Source organism: Saccharopolyspora sp. NPDC045839, from assembly GCF_056431645.1.
In genome coordinates, this window is sequence record NZ_JBWKKH010000011.1 from 92785 (window position 1) to 107261 (window position 14477).

12 protein-coding genes are annotated in these 14477 nt (G+C 70.2%); 8 read left to right on the plus strand and 4 right to left on the minus strand.

Annotated features, from left to right (window positions below; translation table 11 throughout):
• The first annotated feature begins 445 nt into the window (after window positions 1–445).
• A complete protein-coding gene (locus AC07EQ_RS17825) occupies window positions 446–1423 on the plus strand; it encodes a TerC family protein (protein ID WP_478389152.1) in 978 nt (325 codons plus the stop codon).
• 277 nt (window positions 1424–1700) lie between these two features.
• On the opposite strand, the gene AC07EQ_RS17830 is transcribed toward AC07EQ_RS17825, so the two are convergent.
• The 3 genes from AC07EQ_RS17830 to AC07EQ_RS17840 form a co-directional block, all read right to left on the minus strand.
• A complete protein-coding gene (locus tag AC07EQ_RS17830) occupies window positions 1701–2357 on the minus strand; it encodes an RES family NAD+ phosphorylase (RefSeq protein ID WP_207954457.1) in 657 nt (218 codons plus the stop codon).
• A 40-nt stretch (window positions 2358–2397) separates the two neighbouring features.
• Window positions 2398–2982 (minus strand): DNA-binding protein, encoded by a 585-nt coding sequence (locus AC07EQ_RS17835; RefSeq protein WP_478389014.1) that lies wholly within the window; start codon window positions 2980–2982, stop codon window positions 2398–2400.
• Window positions 2983–3152: 170 nt separating this feature from the next.
• A complete protein-coding gene (locus AC07EQ_RS17840) occupies window positions 3153–4133 on the minus strand; it encodes a chitinase (RefSeq protein WP_478389015.1) in 981 nt (326 codons plus the stop codon).
• Window positions 4134–4330: 197 nt separating this feature from the next.
• Here AC07EQ_RS17840 and AC07EQ_RS17845 point away from each other — a divergent pair, with 197 nt between their 5' ends.
• The 4 genes from AC07EQ_RS17845 (at window position 4331) to AC07EQ_RS17860 (ending at window position 8372) form a co-directional block, all read left to right on the plus strand.
• Window positions 4331–6007, plus strand: a complete 1677-nt coding sequence (locus AC07EQ_RS17845; protein WP_478389153.1) for a class I adenylate-forming enzyme family protein — start codon at window positions 4331–4333, stop codon at window positions 6005–6007.
• A gap of 43 nt (window positions 6008–6050) precedes the next feature.
• The gene (locus AC07EQ_RS17850; RefSeq protein WP_132487561.1) at window positions 6051–6806 is read left to right on the plus strand and encodes an SDR family oxidoreductase; all 756 of its coding nucleotides are present in this window, start codon (window positions 6051–6053) and stop codon (window positions 6804–6806) included.
• A gap of 104 nt (window positions 6807–6910) precedes the next feature.
• On the plus strand, window positions 6911–7684 hold the full coding sequence (locus tag AC07EQ_RS17855) for an SDR family oxidoreductase (RefSeq protein ID WP_478389016.1): 774 nt from the start codon (window positions 6911–6913) through the stop codon (window positions 7682–7684).
• A 70-nt stretch (window positions 7685–7754) separates the two neighbouring features.
• Window positions 7755–8372 carry a TetR/AcrR family transcriptional regulator gene (locus tag AC07EQ_RS17860; protein ID WP_478389017.1) on the plus strand — a complete coding sequence of 206 codons (618 nt, stop codon included), beginning with the start codon at window positions 7755–7757 and terminating at the stop codon, window positions 8370–8372.
• A 3-nt stretch (window positions 8373–8375) separates the two neighbouring features.
• Here the strand turns inward: AC07EQ_RS17860 and AC07EQ_RS17865 are convergent, their stop codons facing one another.
• Window positions 8376–11438, minus strand: coding sequence for an AfsR/SARP family transcriptional regulator (locus tag AC07EQ_RS17865; protein ID WP_478389018.1), 3063 nt, complete (start codon window positions 11436–11438; stop codon window positions 8376–8378).
• Window positions 11439–11526: 88 nt separating this feature from the next.
• Between AC07EQ_RS17865 and AC07EQ_RS17870 the strand changes: the two genes are divergently transcribed.
• The 3 genes from AC07EQ_RS17870 to AC07EQ_RS17880 all read left to right on the plus strand — a co-directional run bounded on the left by AC07EQ_RS17870 (window position 11527) and on the right by AC07EQ_RS17880 (window position 14443).
• Complete coding sequence (locus AC07EQ_RS17870) at window positions 11527–12270, plus strand: SDR family oxidoreductase (protein WP_478389019.1); 744 nt, start codon at window positions 11527–11529, stop codon at window positions 12268–12270.
• A gap of 1 nt (window position 12271) precedes the next feature.
• Window positions 12272–12709 carry a nitroreductase family deazaflavin-dependent oxidoreductase gene (locus tag AC07EQ_RS17875; protein ID WP_478389020.1) on the plus strand — a complete coding sequence of 146 codons (438 nt, stop codon included), beginning with the start codon at window positions 12272–12274 and terminating at the stop codon, window positions 12707–12709.
• Window positions 12710–12883: 174 nt separating this feature from the next.
• A complete protein-coding gene (locus tag AC07EQ_RS17880; protein WP_478389021.1) occupies window positions 12884–14443 on the plus strand; it encodes an AbgT family transporter in 1560 nt (519 codons plus the stop codon).
• Window positions 14444–14477: the final 34 nt, after the last annotated feature.

Below are 14477 nucleotides of genomic sequence, written 5' to 3' on the forward strand. Positions count from 1 at the left end.
AGCAACCGGACACGTCGTCGTGCCGACCGCCGAGGCCGCTTCCGCATCCCCGCGTGCGGTCCCGGTGCGACCGGGCGGTGGTGATCATAGCGATGATCGGGTGAGACGCAATGATCTCGTTGCGGCCGTCGGTGTGATGCCGCGATGACTCCCGTTGCCGCCCTGAGCGGTCCCCCGTACGGTTCGCGACGTGATGTTCGTTGCTTGTGCGGCCCCGGGGTGGTGTGCGGACCCACGCATAAGTGACAATCTTGGCAAGGTGGAGGGGAGTATTCCTTCGCGGCGGTGTCGTCATCACGGAACTTGCTCGGACAAGCCCGGTGCCGTCGACCGGCCGAAGGCCGGTGGAAGAGACCTCCGGTCCCTGGCGCATGCCCTGAACCGGAGGTGATGAATGGGTGCCGTGACGTTGCTGGCCCAACAGGCACAGCCCGCAGTCGATCGACTGGACGTTCCTTGGTGGATCTGGGCGGCTACGCTCGGCGGCCTGGCCCTGCTGCTCCTGCTCGACCTCGTGATCGTGGACCGCAAGCCGCACGAGGTGACCACGGGTGAAGCAGCCAAGTGGGTCGTGTTCTACGTCGGTTGCGCGATCCTTTTCGGGATCGGCGTCTGGGTGTTCGGGGACTCGCACTTCGCGATCGAATACTTCACCGGTTACATCACCGAGTACTCGCTGAGCGTGGACAACCTGTTCATCTTCATGGTGATCATGTCCAGCTTCGCGGTGCCGTCCATCCACCAGCACCGGGTGCTGCTGATCGGCATCCTGCTGGCGCTGGTGATGCGCGGCATCTTCATCGCGGTCGGCGCCGCACTGATCGCCCAGTTCGTCTGGGTCTTCTTCATCTTCGGCGCGTTCCTGATCTGGACCGCGGTCAGCATGGTCCGCAAGAAGGACGAGGGCGAGGAATACGAGGAGAACGCGGTCGTCCGCTGGGTCCGCAAGGTGTTCCCGGTGACCGACGACTACCACGGCGCCAAGTCGACCGTGAAGATCGACGGCAAGCGCTTGCTGACCCCGATGTTCGTGGTGATCGTCGCGATCGGCAGCGCCGACCTGCTGTTCGCGGTGGACTCGATCCCGGCGATCTTCGGCATCACCCAGGACCCGTTCCTGGTCTTCGCCGCCAACGCCTTCGCCCTGATGGGGCTGCGGCAGCTGTACTTCCTGCTCGGCGGCCTGGTGGACAAGCTGATCTACCTGTCGGTTGGCCTGGCGGTGATCCTCGGGTTCATCGGCATCAAGCTGATCCTGCACGCGTTCCACGAGTACCACCTGGTGCCGGAGTGGCTGGAGATCACCAACTGGATGTCGCTGGGCTTCATCATCGTGGTCCTGGGCATCACCACCTGGGCCAGCCTGGCGAAGTCCAAGAAGGACACCGAGTCGCAGCAACAGGAACCGGCCGAGAACGCCTGACCTGACACGCGAGTGCCCGGAGTTCCACACGAGAACTCCGGGCACTTCTGTTGCAGCCGTTCCGGTCCATGTGCGGTTCGTGTTGCTGTTGAGCCTGTTCGAGAATTCATTGGCGCAATGTTGCGTTCGTGCTGCCTGATGTGGAGTGAACGGACCGTTCGTCTCGATTGGTGAGGTGAACAGGCCGTTCGCTTCAGCTCTTCGACGGCGCAAGCCGCTCCGCAGGCCCCACGCCGCCGCCAGAACAGCCTCTATCGCAACATCGAACGCATGCGGTTCAGTCCAGCAACGTGTAGCTCAGTTCTTTGCAGACCCGTCCCAATGGGACGTCCAGTCCCGGGTGGCTCAGGGGCAACAGGACGTCCGGGGAATCCGGGAGCGCCGTCGCCGCCGGCGGGTCCCACAGGCACAGCGACGGGTTGCCCGCGTCCATCGAGGACCGGTACCAGAGGCCGTCGAGTTCCGGGTAGGCCGCGCGGATGCCGCGGGCCCACGCCTGGGTGCGGAGCTTGGGGCCGCTGCTGATCGCCTGCGAGGCGCCGGCCCGGGTGGGCCACAGGCCGGTCAGGTCCAGCAGCCGGAGCGTCCGACGTGGACGGAACAGCACCAGGTGCGGGCTGCGCGTCCGGCGGTCCACTGTGGAGGTTGCCTGGTAGACCTCGGCGATGCAGGTCTGCACCGACAGCGAGAAGTACAGCACGCCGTGCTCCCGGGTGACCGTCGGGCCGCCCTGGGAGTTGGGCAGGTGCGGGTCGAACCGGGCGTGCGGCAGCGGGCCGGCGTAGCGGAAGCTGTTCCACTGCTGCGGGTGGTTGCCCCCGGAGGTGAACACGCGCACGAGGCGAGTGCCGGCGGGCACCGCGATCACGTCTTCGGTGCGCCGGAGCATCGCCTGCAGCGCAGCGGGCGCAGGCGGCTGTGGTAGCCGTGCCATGGAGGTCCTGGGTTGGGGTCTCGAAGGTTGGGGAGTGGGCTCAGGCCGGGGTGCCGATGGTGGCGGCGAGCTCGGCGACCCGCTGCGGATCGCCGCCGGCCAGCAGCCACTCGCGCGGGCTCGCCGGCCGGTCCCCGATTTCGAGGTCCTCCTGCGGCGTGGTCATGAAGTTGGCCAGCACGAGTGCCGGCTGGTCGGCGGGCATCAGCGCGAGCACGGTGTCCAGGCCGGGCAGCACGTCGGTGTCGCTGAACTGCCACGCGGGCAGCCGCCATCCGCCGCGGTCCTTCCAGCCGATCAGCCGTCGTTCGCTGATGCGGTGGCGGATCCGGCTGCTGTCCACTCCCACGCGGTCCGCGGCCTGGTTGACCGAGAGCGCGGTGTCGCGCAACACCGCCTGTTCGGCGACGGTCCGCGCCCGAGCGTCGACTTCGGAGTCGCTCAGCGGCGTCAGGTCCAGGCCTGCTTCGGTGAGCGCCCGTCGCTCCGCCTCGGTGAAGTGCGCGGCTGGGTCCACCTGCGGCGAGGTGAGCTTCTTCGCGGCGTCCTCGACCAGGGTCAGGAATTCGTTGGCGGTGACCTTTAAACCGGCTCGTGCCAACACGGTCTCCAGCGCGGCTGACATGACTCCAGGGTAGCGCGGGATTCGGAAAATGTGTGCGCGAACGTGCGCCCAGTGCCAAATATCACTTGTCGTAGCATGTGGATTGCGCAACGTGACCGCGGGCCGACTCCGGTCGGGGTGTTCTTTGGCGTGATCGTGGATCTGAAGACCCCGACCGGAGTCCGGTGTGGCTACGGCAGGCTGTCCAAATGGGTCCGAACCGGATCCGAGAACGCATTGCCGCTGCTGGCGTCCCAGTTGATCGACCAGGTCATCACGCCGCCGATCTCGGGGCGCGGCTGGTCCGGCGTGTACTGGCCGCAGTCGGTGCCCGCGGCCAGGCAGCTCAGCGCGTTGTTGATGATCGACGGATCGACGTACCCGCTACCGGCCGCCGATGCGGTCGCGGGCAGGCCCAGCGAAACCTGGTCCGGGCGCAGCGTCTGCAGCAGGGTGCACGCCTGTGCGGTGATGAAGTCGACCGAGCCCTGGCTGTAGACCTGGCCGTCGCAGCCGTTCATCGAACCCGAGTTGTAGTACTGGGTGTGCACGACGGTGAGGATGTCCTTGACGTTCTCGATGAGTTGCAGGTAGGAGCCGCCGGGCTGCACGTCGAGGGTCTGCGGCGCCATGGTGAGCACGAATCCGTCGCCGACGCGCTCGCGCAGCTGGCGGATCGCGCTGGTCGTGTTGGCGACGTTGAGCCCGTGCTCCAAGTCAATATCTAACCCATCGATGCTGTAATCGGTTAAAATTTTTCCAACCGAGTCGACGAAATTTGCGACGTTCGCAGCGCTCCCCAGATCGACGTTTCCCTTTTCGCCGCCGATGGACAGCACGAACGACTTGCCCTCGGCCTTCTTCGCGGCGATGTCCGCTTTGAGTTGTTCGTCCGTGTAGCCGCCGAGCGCGGTGGACAGCTCCGGGTCGACGTTGAAGGTGACCGCGCCGGGTTTCGCCGGATCGGCGTTGCCGAAGGCCAGTGCGATGACGTCGTAGTTCGCCGAAACGTCGCTGATCTTCAGCGGCTTGGCGCCGTTGACGAAGTTCTGCCAGTACCCGGTGAGGTGGTGGTTGGGCACGGCCGCCGGGGCGGCGGCGGAGCCGGCCGGTGCGAACGCGAGTGCGGTGGTGAGGACGGCCGCGGCGAGCGCGGCCAGTCTTCCGGTCATGCGGGCCTCCGTGGGGTGAGAGCCGGATGATGTCCTCGAAAATGGACTGGACCAGTTGTCCGGTCAAGGTTTTGGCGAGGTTGCGACGCCGGAGTTGCGCCGCTTGGAGCACGGCATGCCGCCGAGGGTTGACGAGACGCGGCGCGAGCCGTTGACTGGACGTACCGACTGGTCGGTCTCAACGTGGAGGTGGCGTGTTGGGCAGCGCGTACGACGAACGGCCTTGGCTGGCGCTCTACGACGGCGGCGACGTGCCCGTGGCGATCGAGCCGCGGTTCGGCACCATGCTCGAACTGTTCGCCGCGGCCCGCCGGGACCATCCGGATCGCGTGGCCATCACCTACTTCGACGGCCGGCTCAGCTACCGGGAGCTCGACGAGCTCAGCGACGGCCTGGCCTGCCACCTCGTCGAACACGGTGTCGGCCGGGGCGACCGGGTGGCGCTGTACCTGCAGAACGTGCCGCAGTTCGCGATCGCGCTGCTGGCCGGGTGGAAGGCCGGCGCGATCGTGGTGCCGCTCAACCCGATGTACCGGACCCGCGAGCTGACCAAGATCCTCGCCGACGCGCAGCCGGCCGCGGTCGTCTCCTCCGAGCAGGGCTGGCACGACGTCCTCGGCGAGCTCGCCGGCCCCGCCGGGGTGCGGGTCGCGATCACCACCAGCGAGCTCGACCTGCAGACCCGCCACGACCCGCGGCTGTTCGCCAAGCTCGAACGCCGCCCGGCCGCCGGCTGCGCGGATCTGCTGGCGGTCGCGCGGGCGCACGTCGGCCGGCGTGCGCCGGAGGTCGAGCTGTCGAGCTCGGACGTCGCGCTGCTGGTCTACACCTCGGGGACCAGCGGCGTGCCCAAGGGCGCCACCAACACGCACGGCAATGTCGTGTTCAACGCCGAAGGCATGCGGACCCGCGTTGAGAAGCTCGGTGGCAACGGGATCTTCGGGCTCGCACCGCTGTTCCACATCACCGGCCTGGTCTGCGAGCTCGGCGCCGCGCTGGCGCTGGGCAGGCAGCTCGACCTGGTGTACCGCTTCGAGCCGGGCGTGGTGCTCGACGCGCTGGCCGAGCACCGGCCCTGCTACATGGTGGGCCCGTCCACCGCGTACATGGCCCTGATGAACCACCCGGACGTGACCGCGGGCCACTTCTCCTCGCTGGAGCTGGTGTACTCCGGCGGCGCGCCGCTGCCGTCGGCGGTCGTCGAGACCTTCCGCGCGCGGTACGGCCACTACATCCGCAACGGCTACGGCCTGACCGAGACGACCGCGACGGCGACGTCGGTGCCCGCGCACCTGGAGGCGCCGGTCGACGAGGAGTCGGGCACGCTCAGCGTCGGCGTGCCCACCTACAACACCGTGCTGCGCATCGTCAACGACGCCGGGCAGGACTTGCCGGTCGGAGAGGTCGGCGAGATCGTCGTCGACGGGCCCATGGTGGTGCCGTCCTACTGGAACAAGCCCGAGGAGACCGCGGCGGGCATCCGCGGCGGCCGGTTGCACACCGGCGACGTCGGGTTCATGGACGCGCAGGGCTGGTTCTACGTCGTGGACCGCAAGAAGGACATGATCAACGCCTCCGGCTTCAAGGTCTGGCCGCGCGAGGTGGAGGACGTCCTCTACGGACACCCCGCGGTGCGGGAGGTCGCCGTCGTCGGCGTGCCGGACTCCTACCGGGGCGAGACGGTCAAGGCCTACGTCAGCCTGAGCGCGGGCGCGTCGGCCACCGCGGAGGAGCTCGTGGCCCACTGCAAGCGGCAGCTCGCCGCGTACAAGTACCCGCGCAGCATCGAGATCCTCGACGAGCTGCCCAAGACCGCGACCGGCAAGATCCTGCGCCGCGAACTGCGGGACACCGCCCGAGCCGCTGTGCGGTGAAGGGCCGTTCGGCACCGGAAGAGCCTGGAGAGGAAGGAAATTCATGAGCAAGCGTTTCGACGGCAAGGTGGCGATCGTGACCGGCGCCAGCCGCGGCATCGGCCTGGCCATCGCCGAGCGCCTGGTGTCCGAGGGCGCGAAGGTCACCCTGACCGCGCGCAAGCCCGAGCCGCTGGCGGAGGCGGTGCAGGGCCTCGGCGGAGCCGAGAACGCGCTCGGCATCGCGGGCAAGGCCGACGACGCGGAGCACCAGGCGGAAGCGGTCGCCAAGACCGTGGAGACGTTCGGCCGGGTGGACATGCTGGTCAACAACACCGGCATCAACCCCGCCTACGGCCCGCTCATCGAGCTGGAGCACGGCATCGCGCGCAAGACCTTCGAGGTCAACGTGCTCGCGGCGCTGGCGTGGACCCAGCAGGTGCACCAGGCGTGGATGAAGGAGCACGGCGGCTCGGTGCTCAACGTGTCCTCGGTGGCCGGTCTGCGGCCCGCGCCGGGCATCGGCTTCTACGGCGCCACCAAGGCGATGCTGGCGTACATCACCAAGGACCTCGCGGTGGAACTCGGCCCGAAGGTCCGGGTCAACGGCGTCGCCCCGGCCGTGGTGAAGACGAAGTTCGCCACCGCGCTGTACGAGGACAAGGAGGACGAGGTCGCGGCGGGTTATCCGTTGAAGCGACTGGGAATTCCGGCCGACATCAGCGGCGCGGCGGCGTTCCTGCTCTCCGACGAGGCCTCGTGGATCACGGGACAGGTCCTCGTGCTCGACGGCGGCGTGACCCTGAAGGGCGGTGTGTGAGCTCTTGGTGATTTCGCGCGAAATCGCCATCCGGCACGCGTGGGAATCGGCGATTTCGCGCGAAATCGCCGCTGGTGCAAGCGGAACCAGACTCGGGAAGGGCGGTGTGCGAGTTGCAGCTCGCTGATGCGGTCGTGGTGATCACCGGTGCCGGCAACGGCATCGGTGCGGCGATGGCCCGGAAGTTCGCGGCATCCGGGGCGAAGGTCGTGCTGGGCGACGTGGACGCCGACGGGGTGCGGAAGGTGGCCGCCGAGGTCGGCGGGACGGCGGTGCCCGGCGACGCGGCGAGCGAGGACGGCGTGCGCGCGCTGGTCGACACCGCGCTCGGCGAGCACGGGCGGATCGACCTGTTCTGCGCCAACGCCGGAATCTCCCGCGGCGGCGGGCCGGAGGCCGACGAGGCCGCCTGGGCGCAGTCCTGGGAGGTCAACGTCATGGCGCACGTCCGCGCCGCCCGCGCGGTGCTGCCGCACTGGCTGGAGCGGGGCCAGGGGCACTTCCTGGCGACCGTGTCGGCCGCCGGGCTGCTGACGATGCTGAAGGCGGCGCCGTACTCGGTGACCAAGCACGCCGCGCTCGGCTTCGCCGAGTGGCTGGCGATCAGCTACGCCGACCAGGGCATCACGGTGCAGGCGCTGTGCCCGCAGGGTGTGCGCACCAACATGCTCGGCACCAGCAGCAACGCCGGCGAGGTGATCCTCGCGAAGGGCGCGCTCGAACCGGAGGAGGTCGCCGACGTGGTCGCCGACTCGCTGGGCAGCGGTGAGTTCCTGATCCTGCCGCACCCGGAGGTCGCCGACTACTACGCGCTGCGGGCCGCCGAGCCGCAGCGCTGGCAAGCCGGGATGCGAAAGCTCCAGCGCAAGGTGCAGTAGGAGAAGGTGTCGCCGCCGGTTCGCGCCGGCGGGTCGATACGCTGGGTGTAGATCGACAGGGGAGGTTGACATGGCGCGGTCGGCGAACGGTCGCACTACTGCCGGACCGGCGGTGGGCGCCGAACCGGTTCCGCAGCGGTTGCTGGCCGTGGCCACGCGGTTGTTCGCCGAGCAGGGCTTCGAGATGACCTCGGTGCAGCAGATCGTCGACGCGGCCGGGGTCACCAAGGGGGCGATGTACCACTACTTCGGCTCCAAGGACGACCTGCTCTACGAGATCTACGCGCGGGTCCTGCGGGTCCAGCAGGCGCGGATGGAGAGCGCGGCGGAAAGCGAGGCTCCGGTGCAGGAGCGGCTGCACGCGGTCGCCGCGGACGTCGTCGCCACGACGGCGGCGAACCTCGACGACACGGTGATCTTCTTCCGCTCGATGCACCTGCTGCACCCGGACAAGCAGGCCGAGGTCCGGGCGCAGCGGCGGCGCTACCACGAGCGGGTGCGGGCGCTGATCGAGGAGGGCCAGCGCTCCGGGGTGTTCCGCGAGGACAAGGCCGCCGACCTGGTGGTCGACTTCTTCTTCGGCGCGGTGCACCACCTCGGCACCTGGTTCCGCAAGGACGGCAAGCTCACCGGCGAGGAGGTCGGCGAGCAGTTCGCCGACCTCCTCATCGCGTCCCTGCGCCCGTAGTCGCTACCGGCGCTCCTGCAATTCCCGTTCGTTGCCGGGGAGTTCGCCGAAGACGTCGCGAAGCGCCTGCTCGATGCGGTCGACGTCCCCGCGCTCGCAGGGCGGCAGTGGCGCGCCGGCGGATTCCCGCAGGCGTGCCGCCGCCCCGAGCAGGCCCTTCGCCCGCCCTGGCTGGCCTGCGAGGAACCTGGCGCCCGCGAGGCCCTCCAGCGCCAGCGCGACCGCTCGCGGGTCGCCGGTGCGCCGGGCCGCGGCGAGGCCCTGCCCGTGCAGGTGGAACGCGGCGTCCGCGTCCCCGCGCTGTTCGGCGGCGAAGCCCAGTTCGGCGAGGATCAGCGCCGCGCCGTTGTCCGCCTCGAACCGCCGGTTCCACTCCAGCCACGGCCGCAGCAGGGTTTCGGCCTCGGCGAACCGGCCGCGGCGGCGCGCGGAAAGCGCGAGCCCCACCTCCGCGAATTCCTGGCCCGCCGAATCGCCGTGCTCGACGGCCAGCGCTCGTCCCCGCTCGTGCAGTTCGTCGGCGCGGTCGTGGTCGCCTTCCAGGAGCGCGATGCGGCCCAGCTCGGACCAGCGCATGGCGGCGTCCGGCCACAGCGCGAGTTCCTCGGCGAGCTCGACCCCTTCGCGTTGCCAGGTGGCCGCCGCGGGGTAGTCGCCCGCGATCTCGGCGAGCCTGCCGAGCACGGCGCAGGCCTGGACCCGGCCCCAGCGGTCGCAGGTCTCGCGGAACAGCGCGAGGCTCCGCTCTGCGTCCACAGTGGACTGGTTCAGGTCGCCCCGGACGTGGCGCTGCACGGCGCGCACGCTGAGAGTCGCTGCCACGCCCCAGCTGTCGTCGAGTTCTTCGAACTCGACGAGCGCCGCGCGGATGAGCTCCTCACCGACCGGCATGTCGCCGAACCTCGTCGCGGCGTAGCCGAGGAACCAGCCCGCCATCGCGCGCTCGCAGGGGTCGGTGATGGCGTCGCGCAGGCGCAGCGCGGTGCGGCTGTCGACGGGTTCGCCGGTGAGCAGCCGGAATCCGGTGTGCCAGGCGGCGACCACTGCGGACCCCGCGGCTTCGGTGGCCCGCCGCGCCTCGGTGAGTCGCCCGCGCAGGAACCAGTACCACGCCATCGCGCGTGCCAGGCGGGACGCGAACTCGCCGTCGCCGAGGGCGCGACGAAGGTTGCCGGTCTCGGTGTCGAGGCGGCTCAGCCAGCGCTGCTGTTCCGGGCCGTGCAGGTGCTCGGCCGCTTCCTCGGCGAGCGAGGTGTAGTACGCGGCGTGCGCGTGCCGCAGCCGGGCGAGCTCCTGCGGTTCCAGCTGCCGCTCGCCGTACGCGGACACCGATTCCAGCAGGCCGTAGCGCGGGCCGTCGGCGTAATGCGAGACGACGACCAGCGAGCGGTCGACCAGCCGCGCCAGCAGGTCGAGCACCTCCGAGTGCCGGACGCCGTCGCCGGCGCACAGGGCCTCCGCGGCGGCGAGCGTGCAGCCGTCGGCGAAGACCGCGAGCCTGCGCAGCACCGTCCGCTCGGCCGCGGTCAGCAGCTCCCAGCTCCAGTCGAGCACCGCGCGCAGCGTGCGCTGGCGCGGCGGCGCGTCGCGAGGCCCGCCGGTGAGCACGGCGAACCGGTCGTTGAGGCGTTCTGCCAGTTCGGCCGTGCCGAGCACGCGGACGCGGGCCGACGCCAGCTCGATGGCGAGCGGGATGCCGTCGACGCGGCGGCAGATCGTGGCGATGGTTTCGGCGTTCTCGGCGGACAGCGCGAATCCGGGCGAGGCTGCCGCTGCTCGCACGGCGAACAGCCGCACCGCTCCGGAGCGCTGCACGTCCGCCGACGGCGCGCCCGGCGTCGGGACGTCCAGCGGCGGCACTTCCCACAGGTGCTCGATCGAGACGCCGAGCGGTTCGCGGCTCGTCGCCAGCACCCGTACGTCCGATGCCGGCAGCACCAGCGGCACGAGCGCGGCGGCCGGCTCGACGACGTGCTCGCAGTTGTCCAGCACGAGAAGCAGTCGCCTGCCGCGCAGCGCGTCGGCGAGGCGTTCGACCGATGATTGCGGACGGACGCCGTCGCGGATGCCGAGCGCTGCGGCGAGCACGTCGGCCAGACCGTCCACTGTGGTCTCGCGTGGCAGGCCGGCGAGTTCGACGAGGCACACCTCGTCCTCGGCGCGGGCGACTTCGAGCGCGAGCCTGGTCTTGCCCACCCCGCCCGGTCCCGTCAGCGTCACCAGGCGATGCGTGCCGAGCAGTGCGCGGACGTCGGCGACGGCGTCGTCGCGGCCGACTAGCTCGGTCTGCGGTGCGGGCAACGGCGCCTGCGACGGCGGGGTCTGCCGCCGGACTGGTGCGGGTGGTTCGGCGCTCAGCATTTCCTGTTGCAGCGCAGTGAGTTCCGCACCTGGTTCGAGTCCGAGCTCGTCGCGGAGAAGCCGGCGCAGCTTGCGGTAGCTGTCGAGCGCCTCGGTGGTCCGGCCCGCACCGTGCAACGCGCGCAGGTGCGCCGCGCGGAGGCGTTCGCGCAGCGGATGCCGCTCGATGAGCTCGCCCAGCTCGCCGGCCAGCACCGCGTGGTCACCCAGCTGCAGCCGCGCCCCGGCGTAGTCCTCCCAGGCCACCAGGCGCTGCTCCTCCAGGGCGGCGGCCGCAGTGCTGGCGAAGGGCTCGTCGGCGAAACCGGCGAACGCCTCGCCGCGCCACAGGCCGAGCGCCTCGGCGAGCAGCGCCGCCAGCGCGCCCGGGTCGGTCGCGCGCCGCGCGCGCCCGGTGAGCTCGGCGAACCGCCCGCTGTCCACGGTGTCCGGCGGCACGTCCAGCAGGTAGCCCGGCGGGCGGTGCACGACGAGGCCGGCGCCGATGGCGCGGCGCAGGCGCGACACGAGGGTTTGCAGGGCGCCCGAGGGGTTGGCCGGGAGTACGTCGCCCCACAGGTCGTCGACCAGCCGGTCGGCGGACACGACACGCCCCGGGGCGACGAGCAGGGAGGCCAGCAGCGCGCGAACGCGAGCCTCGCGCACCGTGACGGGATCACCACTCGGCGTCCACGCCGCGAGCGGCCCCAGCACCCCGAAACGCATGCGATCACGATAGCCGCAAGAGGATCGACAGCAGACCGAGAGCGCCGCCGGGCACCTTCGTCTCGTCAACGACGAAACGGAGTAAGTCATGAAGAAGGCTGTTGTCACCGGCGGCACCCACGGCATGGGACTGGCGATCGTGCGCGAGCTGCTCTCCCGCGGTGCGGAGGTGGTGCTCACCGGCCGCAACGAGCGGAACATCGAGGAAGCGCGCACCGCGCTCAAGGGCGAGAAGGCGCACGTCGTGCGCTCCGACGCGGCCAGCATGGCCGACATCGCCGCGCTCGGTGACTTCGTGGGTGAGCACCTCGGCAGCGTCGACCACCTCTTCATCAACCACGGCATCGCGCAGTTCGCCGAGCTCGCCGAGGTGACCGAGGAGGCGTGGGACCGGCACTTCGCGGTCAACACCAAGGGCGCGTTCTTCACCGTGCAGCGGCTCGCACCGCTGCTCAACGAGGGCGGTGCGGTGGTGTTCACCACGGTCGCCAACGACGTCGTGTTCCCCGGCCTGAGCGCCTATTCGGCGTCGAAGGAAGCGATGCGCGCGTTCGCCCACGTGCTCTCGGTGGAGCTGCTGCCGAAGAAGATCCGCGTGAACAGCGTGGCTCCGGGGTACATCAAGACGCCGACGATGGGCGTGGCGGACCTGTCCGACGAGGAGCGCCGGGAGTTCGAGCGGCAGGGCGACGAGTCGACCCCGCTGCGCCGCAACGGCACCGTCGAGGAAGTCGCCGCCGCGGCGCTCTTCCTGGCCGAGGGCGCGACGTTCACCACGAACGTCGAGCTGGCGGTCGACGGTGGTTTCGCGCAGGGACTGGGGGGTCACTGACGTGGCCGAGGTGCTGGACAGCCCCGACCCGTCGGTCGCCGAGCACGTGCGCCGGTACCTCGCGACCAACGGCGAGAGCGGCTTCCACGAGGGCGGGGCGACGAACCTGGTGCTCACCGACCGCGGCCGCAAGACCGGGAAGCTGTACCGGACGGGTCTGTTCTTCGGCGAGGACGACGGTCGGTTCGTGCTCGTGGCGTCGGGTTCGGCGATCACGCACACGCACCCGAAGTGGTACCTGAACCTGGCCGCGAACCCCGAGGCCGAGGTCCAGATCCGCGGCGAGCGCTTCGCCGTGCGGGCCCGCACGGCGGAGGGCGCGGAGCGCGAGCGGCTCTGGCAGCTGATGGTCGACATGGCGCCGGTGTACCGGACGTACGAGGCGCGTACGCGGCGCGTCATTCCCGTGGTGGTGCTGGAGCGCATCGAGCCCCGGTAGCGGCCGGGGTGTCGTGAGTGCTTTTGGTCGCCGCAGCAGCCGAAAGCACTCACGGCCGGTCGCCGGTTTCGGTCGTGTTGCGCGGATCGATCAATCCGCCGCCGGGGGTTGCGCCGGGCGGTCCCGGCAGGTTCGCTGCTGCTTGCGCTTTTCCCTCCGGCTGCAGGAGCCAGCATGAGCAGTGAAACCCGGGCCGCCCGGCCACCGAGGCTCGACCGCGTGCTGAACCTGGTGGAGCGGGTCGGCAACAAGCTCCCCGAACCGTTCATCCTCTTCGGCCTGTTGTTCCTCGTCGTGGCGGTGGTGTCCACGGTGGTCGCCGCCTTCGGCGTCACCGTGCAGATCCCCGGCGCCGACGAGGTGACGCGGATCCGCGGCGCGTTCAGCGGCGAGGGCCTGGAGTTCCTGTTCACCAAGATGGCGGAGAACTTCATCGGCTTCCCGCCGCTGGAAACCGTGGTCACGATCATGCTGGCGGTGGGGCTCGCGGAGCGGGCCGGGCTGCTCACCGCGATGATCCGGGCCGCCTTCGGCGGGGCGCCGCGCTGGGTGCTGCCGTACGCGGTGGGGCTGGTCGGGATCTCGTCCAGCGTGATGGCGGATTCGTCGATGATCATCATCCCGCCGCTGGCCGCGCTGGTGTTCAAGGCGGCGGGCAGGCACCCGGTCGCCGGGCTGCTCGGCGGCTTCGCCGCCACCGGCGCCGGGTACTCCACCGCGCCGGTGGTCACCAGCCTGGACGCGCTGTTCGCCGGGATCAGCAACAAGGTCGCCGAAACCCTGCCGCACGCCGGCACCGCGGTCACGCCGGTGTCGAACTACTACTTCAACGTGGTGTCCTCGATCCTGCTCGGGCTGCTGGCCGGGGTGCTGATCGACAAGGTCATCGAGCCGCGCCTGGCGCGCACCGGCGTGCCCCGCGAGGCGTCCGAAGTGGCCGACCAGCCGGTGCCCGCGGTGGCGCTGGAGCCCGCCGAGCGGCGCGGGCTGATCTGGGCGGGCGTGGCGTTCCTGATCGCGTTCGGGCTGGTGCTGCTGCTGGTGCTGTGGCCGGATTCGCCGCTGCGCAACGAAACCGGCGGATTCCTGCCGAAGTCGCCGCTGCTGGACTCGGTGACCACGCTGATCTTCTTCGGCTTCGCGGTGCCCGCCATCGTCTACGGCGTGATCGTCGGGGCGATCGGCCGCGCGGCCGACGTGCCGAAGCTGATGGCCGCCGCGCTGCGGGACCTCACCGGATTCCTGGTGCTGGCGTTCATGCTGGGCCAGTTCATCGCGCTGTTCAACTGGACGAACCTCGGCGCGTGGGTGGCGGTTTCGGGCGCGGACCTGCTGCGCGTGCTCGGCCTGGACGGCTATCCGGCGTTCCTCGGGTTCATGGTGCTGGCGTCGACGCTGAACCTGTTCATCATCTCGGGTTCGAGCCTGTGGACGCTGATGGCGGCGGTGTTCGTGCCGATGTTCGTGCTGCTCGGCTTCGAGCCGGGCTTCGCCCAGGCGGCGTTCCGGGTCGGCGACTCGGCGACGCAGATCATGACGCCGCTGAACCCGTACATGATCATCATCCTGGGCTACCTGCGCCGCTACGAACCGAACGCGGGGATGGGCACCCTGGTCGCCAGGATGGTTCCGTTCGTGATCCCGTTCTGGCTGGTGTGGGCCCTGATCCTGACGGTCTTCTACTTCGCGGACCTGCCCCTGGGTCCCGGCATGGGCATCCACATCGCACCCTGACCAGGGGCCGGAGCTCCCCTTGATCTGCGCCGCG

What these genes read in the sequence shown, in the direction of transcription:
- AC07EQ_RS17840 (WP_478389015.1), bottom strand. Translation starts at nt 4,133, where the DNA reads ATGACCGGAAGACTGGCCGCGCTCGCCGCGGCCGTCCTCACCACCGCA.
- AC07EQ_RS17865 (WP_478389018.1), bottom strand. Translation starts at nt 11,438, where the DNA reads ATGCGTTTCGGGGTGCTGGGGCCGCTCGCGGCGTGGACGCCGAGTGGT.
- AC07EQ_RS17880 (WP_478389021.1), top strand. Translation starts at nt 12,884, where the DNA reads ATGAGCAGTGAAACCCGGGCCGCCCGGCCACCGAGGCTCGACCGCGTG.
- AC07EQ_RS17850 (WP_132487561.1), top strand. Translation starts at nt 6,051, where the DNA reads ATGAGCAAGCGTTTCGACGGCAAGGTGGCGATCGTGACCGGCGCCAGC.
- AC07EQ_RS17860 (WP_478389017.1), top strand. Translation starts at nt 7,755, where the DNA reads ATGGCGCGGTCGGCGAACGGTCGCACTACTGCCGGACCGGCGGTGGGC.
- AC07EQ_RS17835 (WP_478389014.1), bottom strand. Translation starts at nt 2,982, where the DNA reads ATGTCAGCCGCGCTGGAGACCGTGTTGGCACGAGCCGGTTTAAAGGTC.
- AC07EQ_RS17870 (WP_478389019.1), top strand. Translation starts at nt 11,527, where the DNA reads ATGAAGAAGGCTGTTGTCACCGGCGGCACCCACGGCATGGGACTGGCG.
- AC07EQ_RS17830 (WP_207954457.1), bottom strand. Translation starts at nt 2,357, where the DNA reads ATGGCACGGCTACCACAGCCGCCTGCGCCCGCTGCGCTGCAGGCGATG.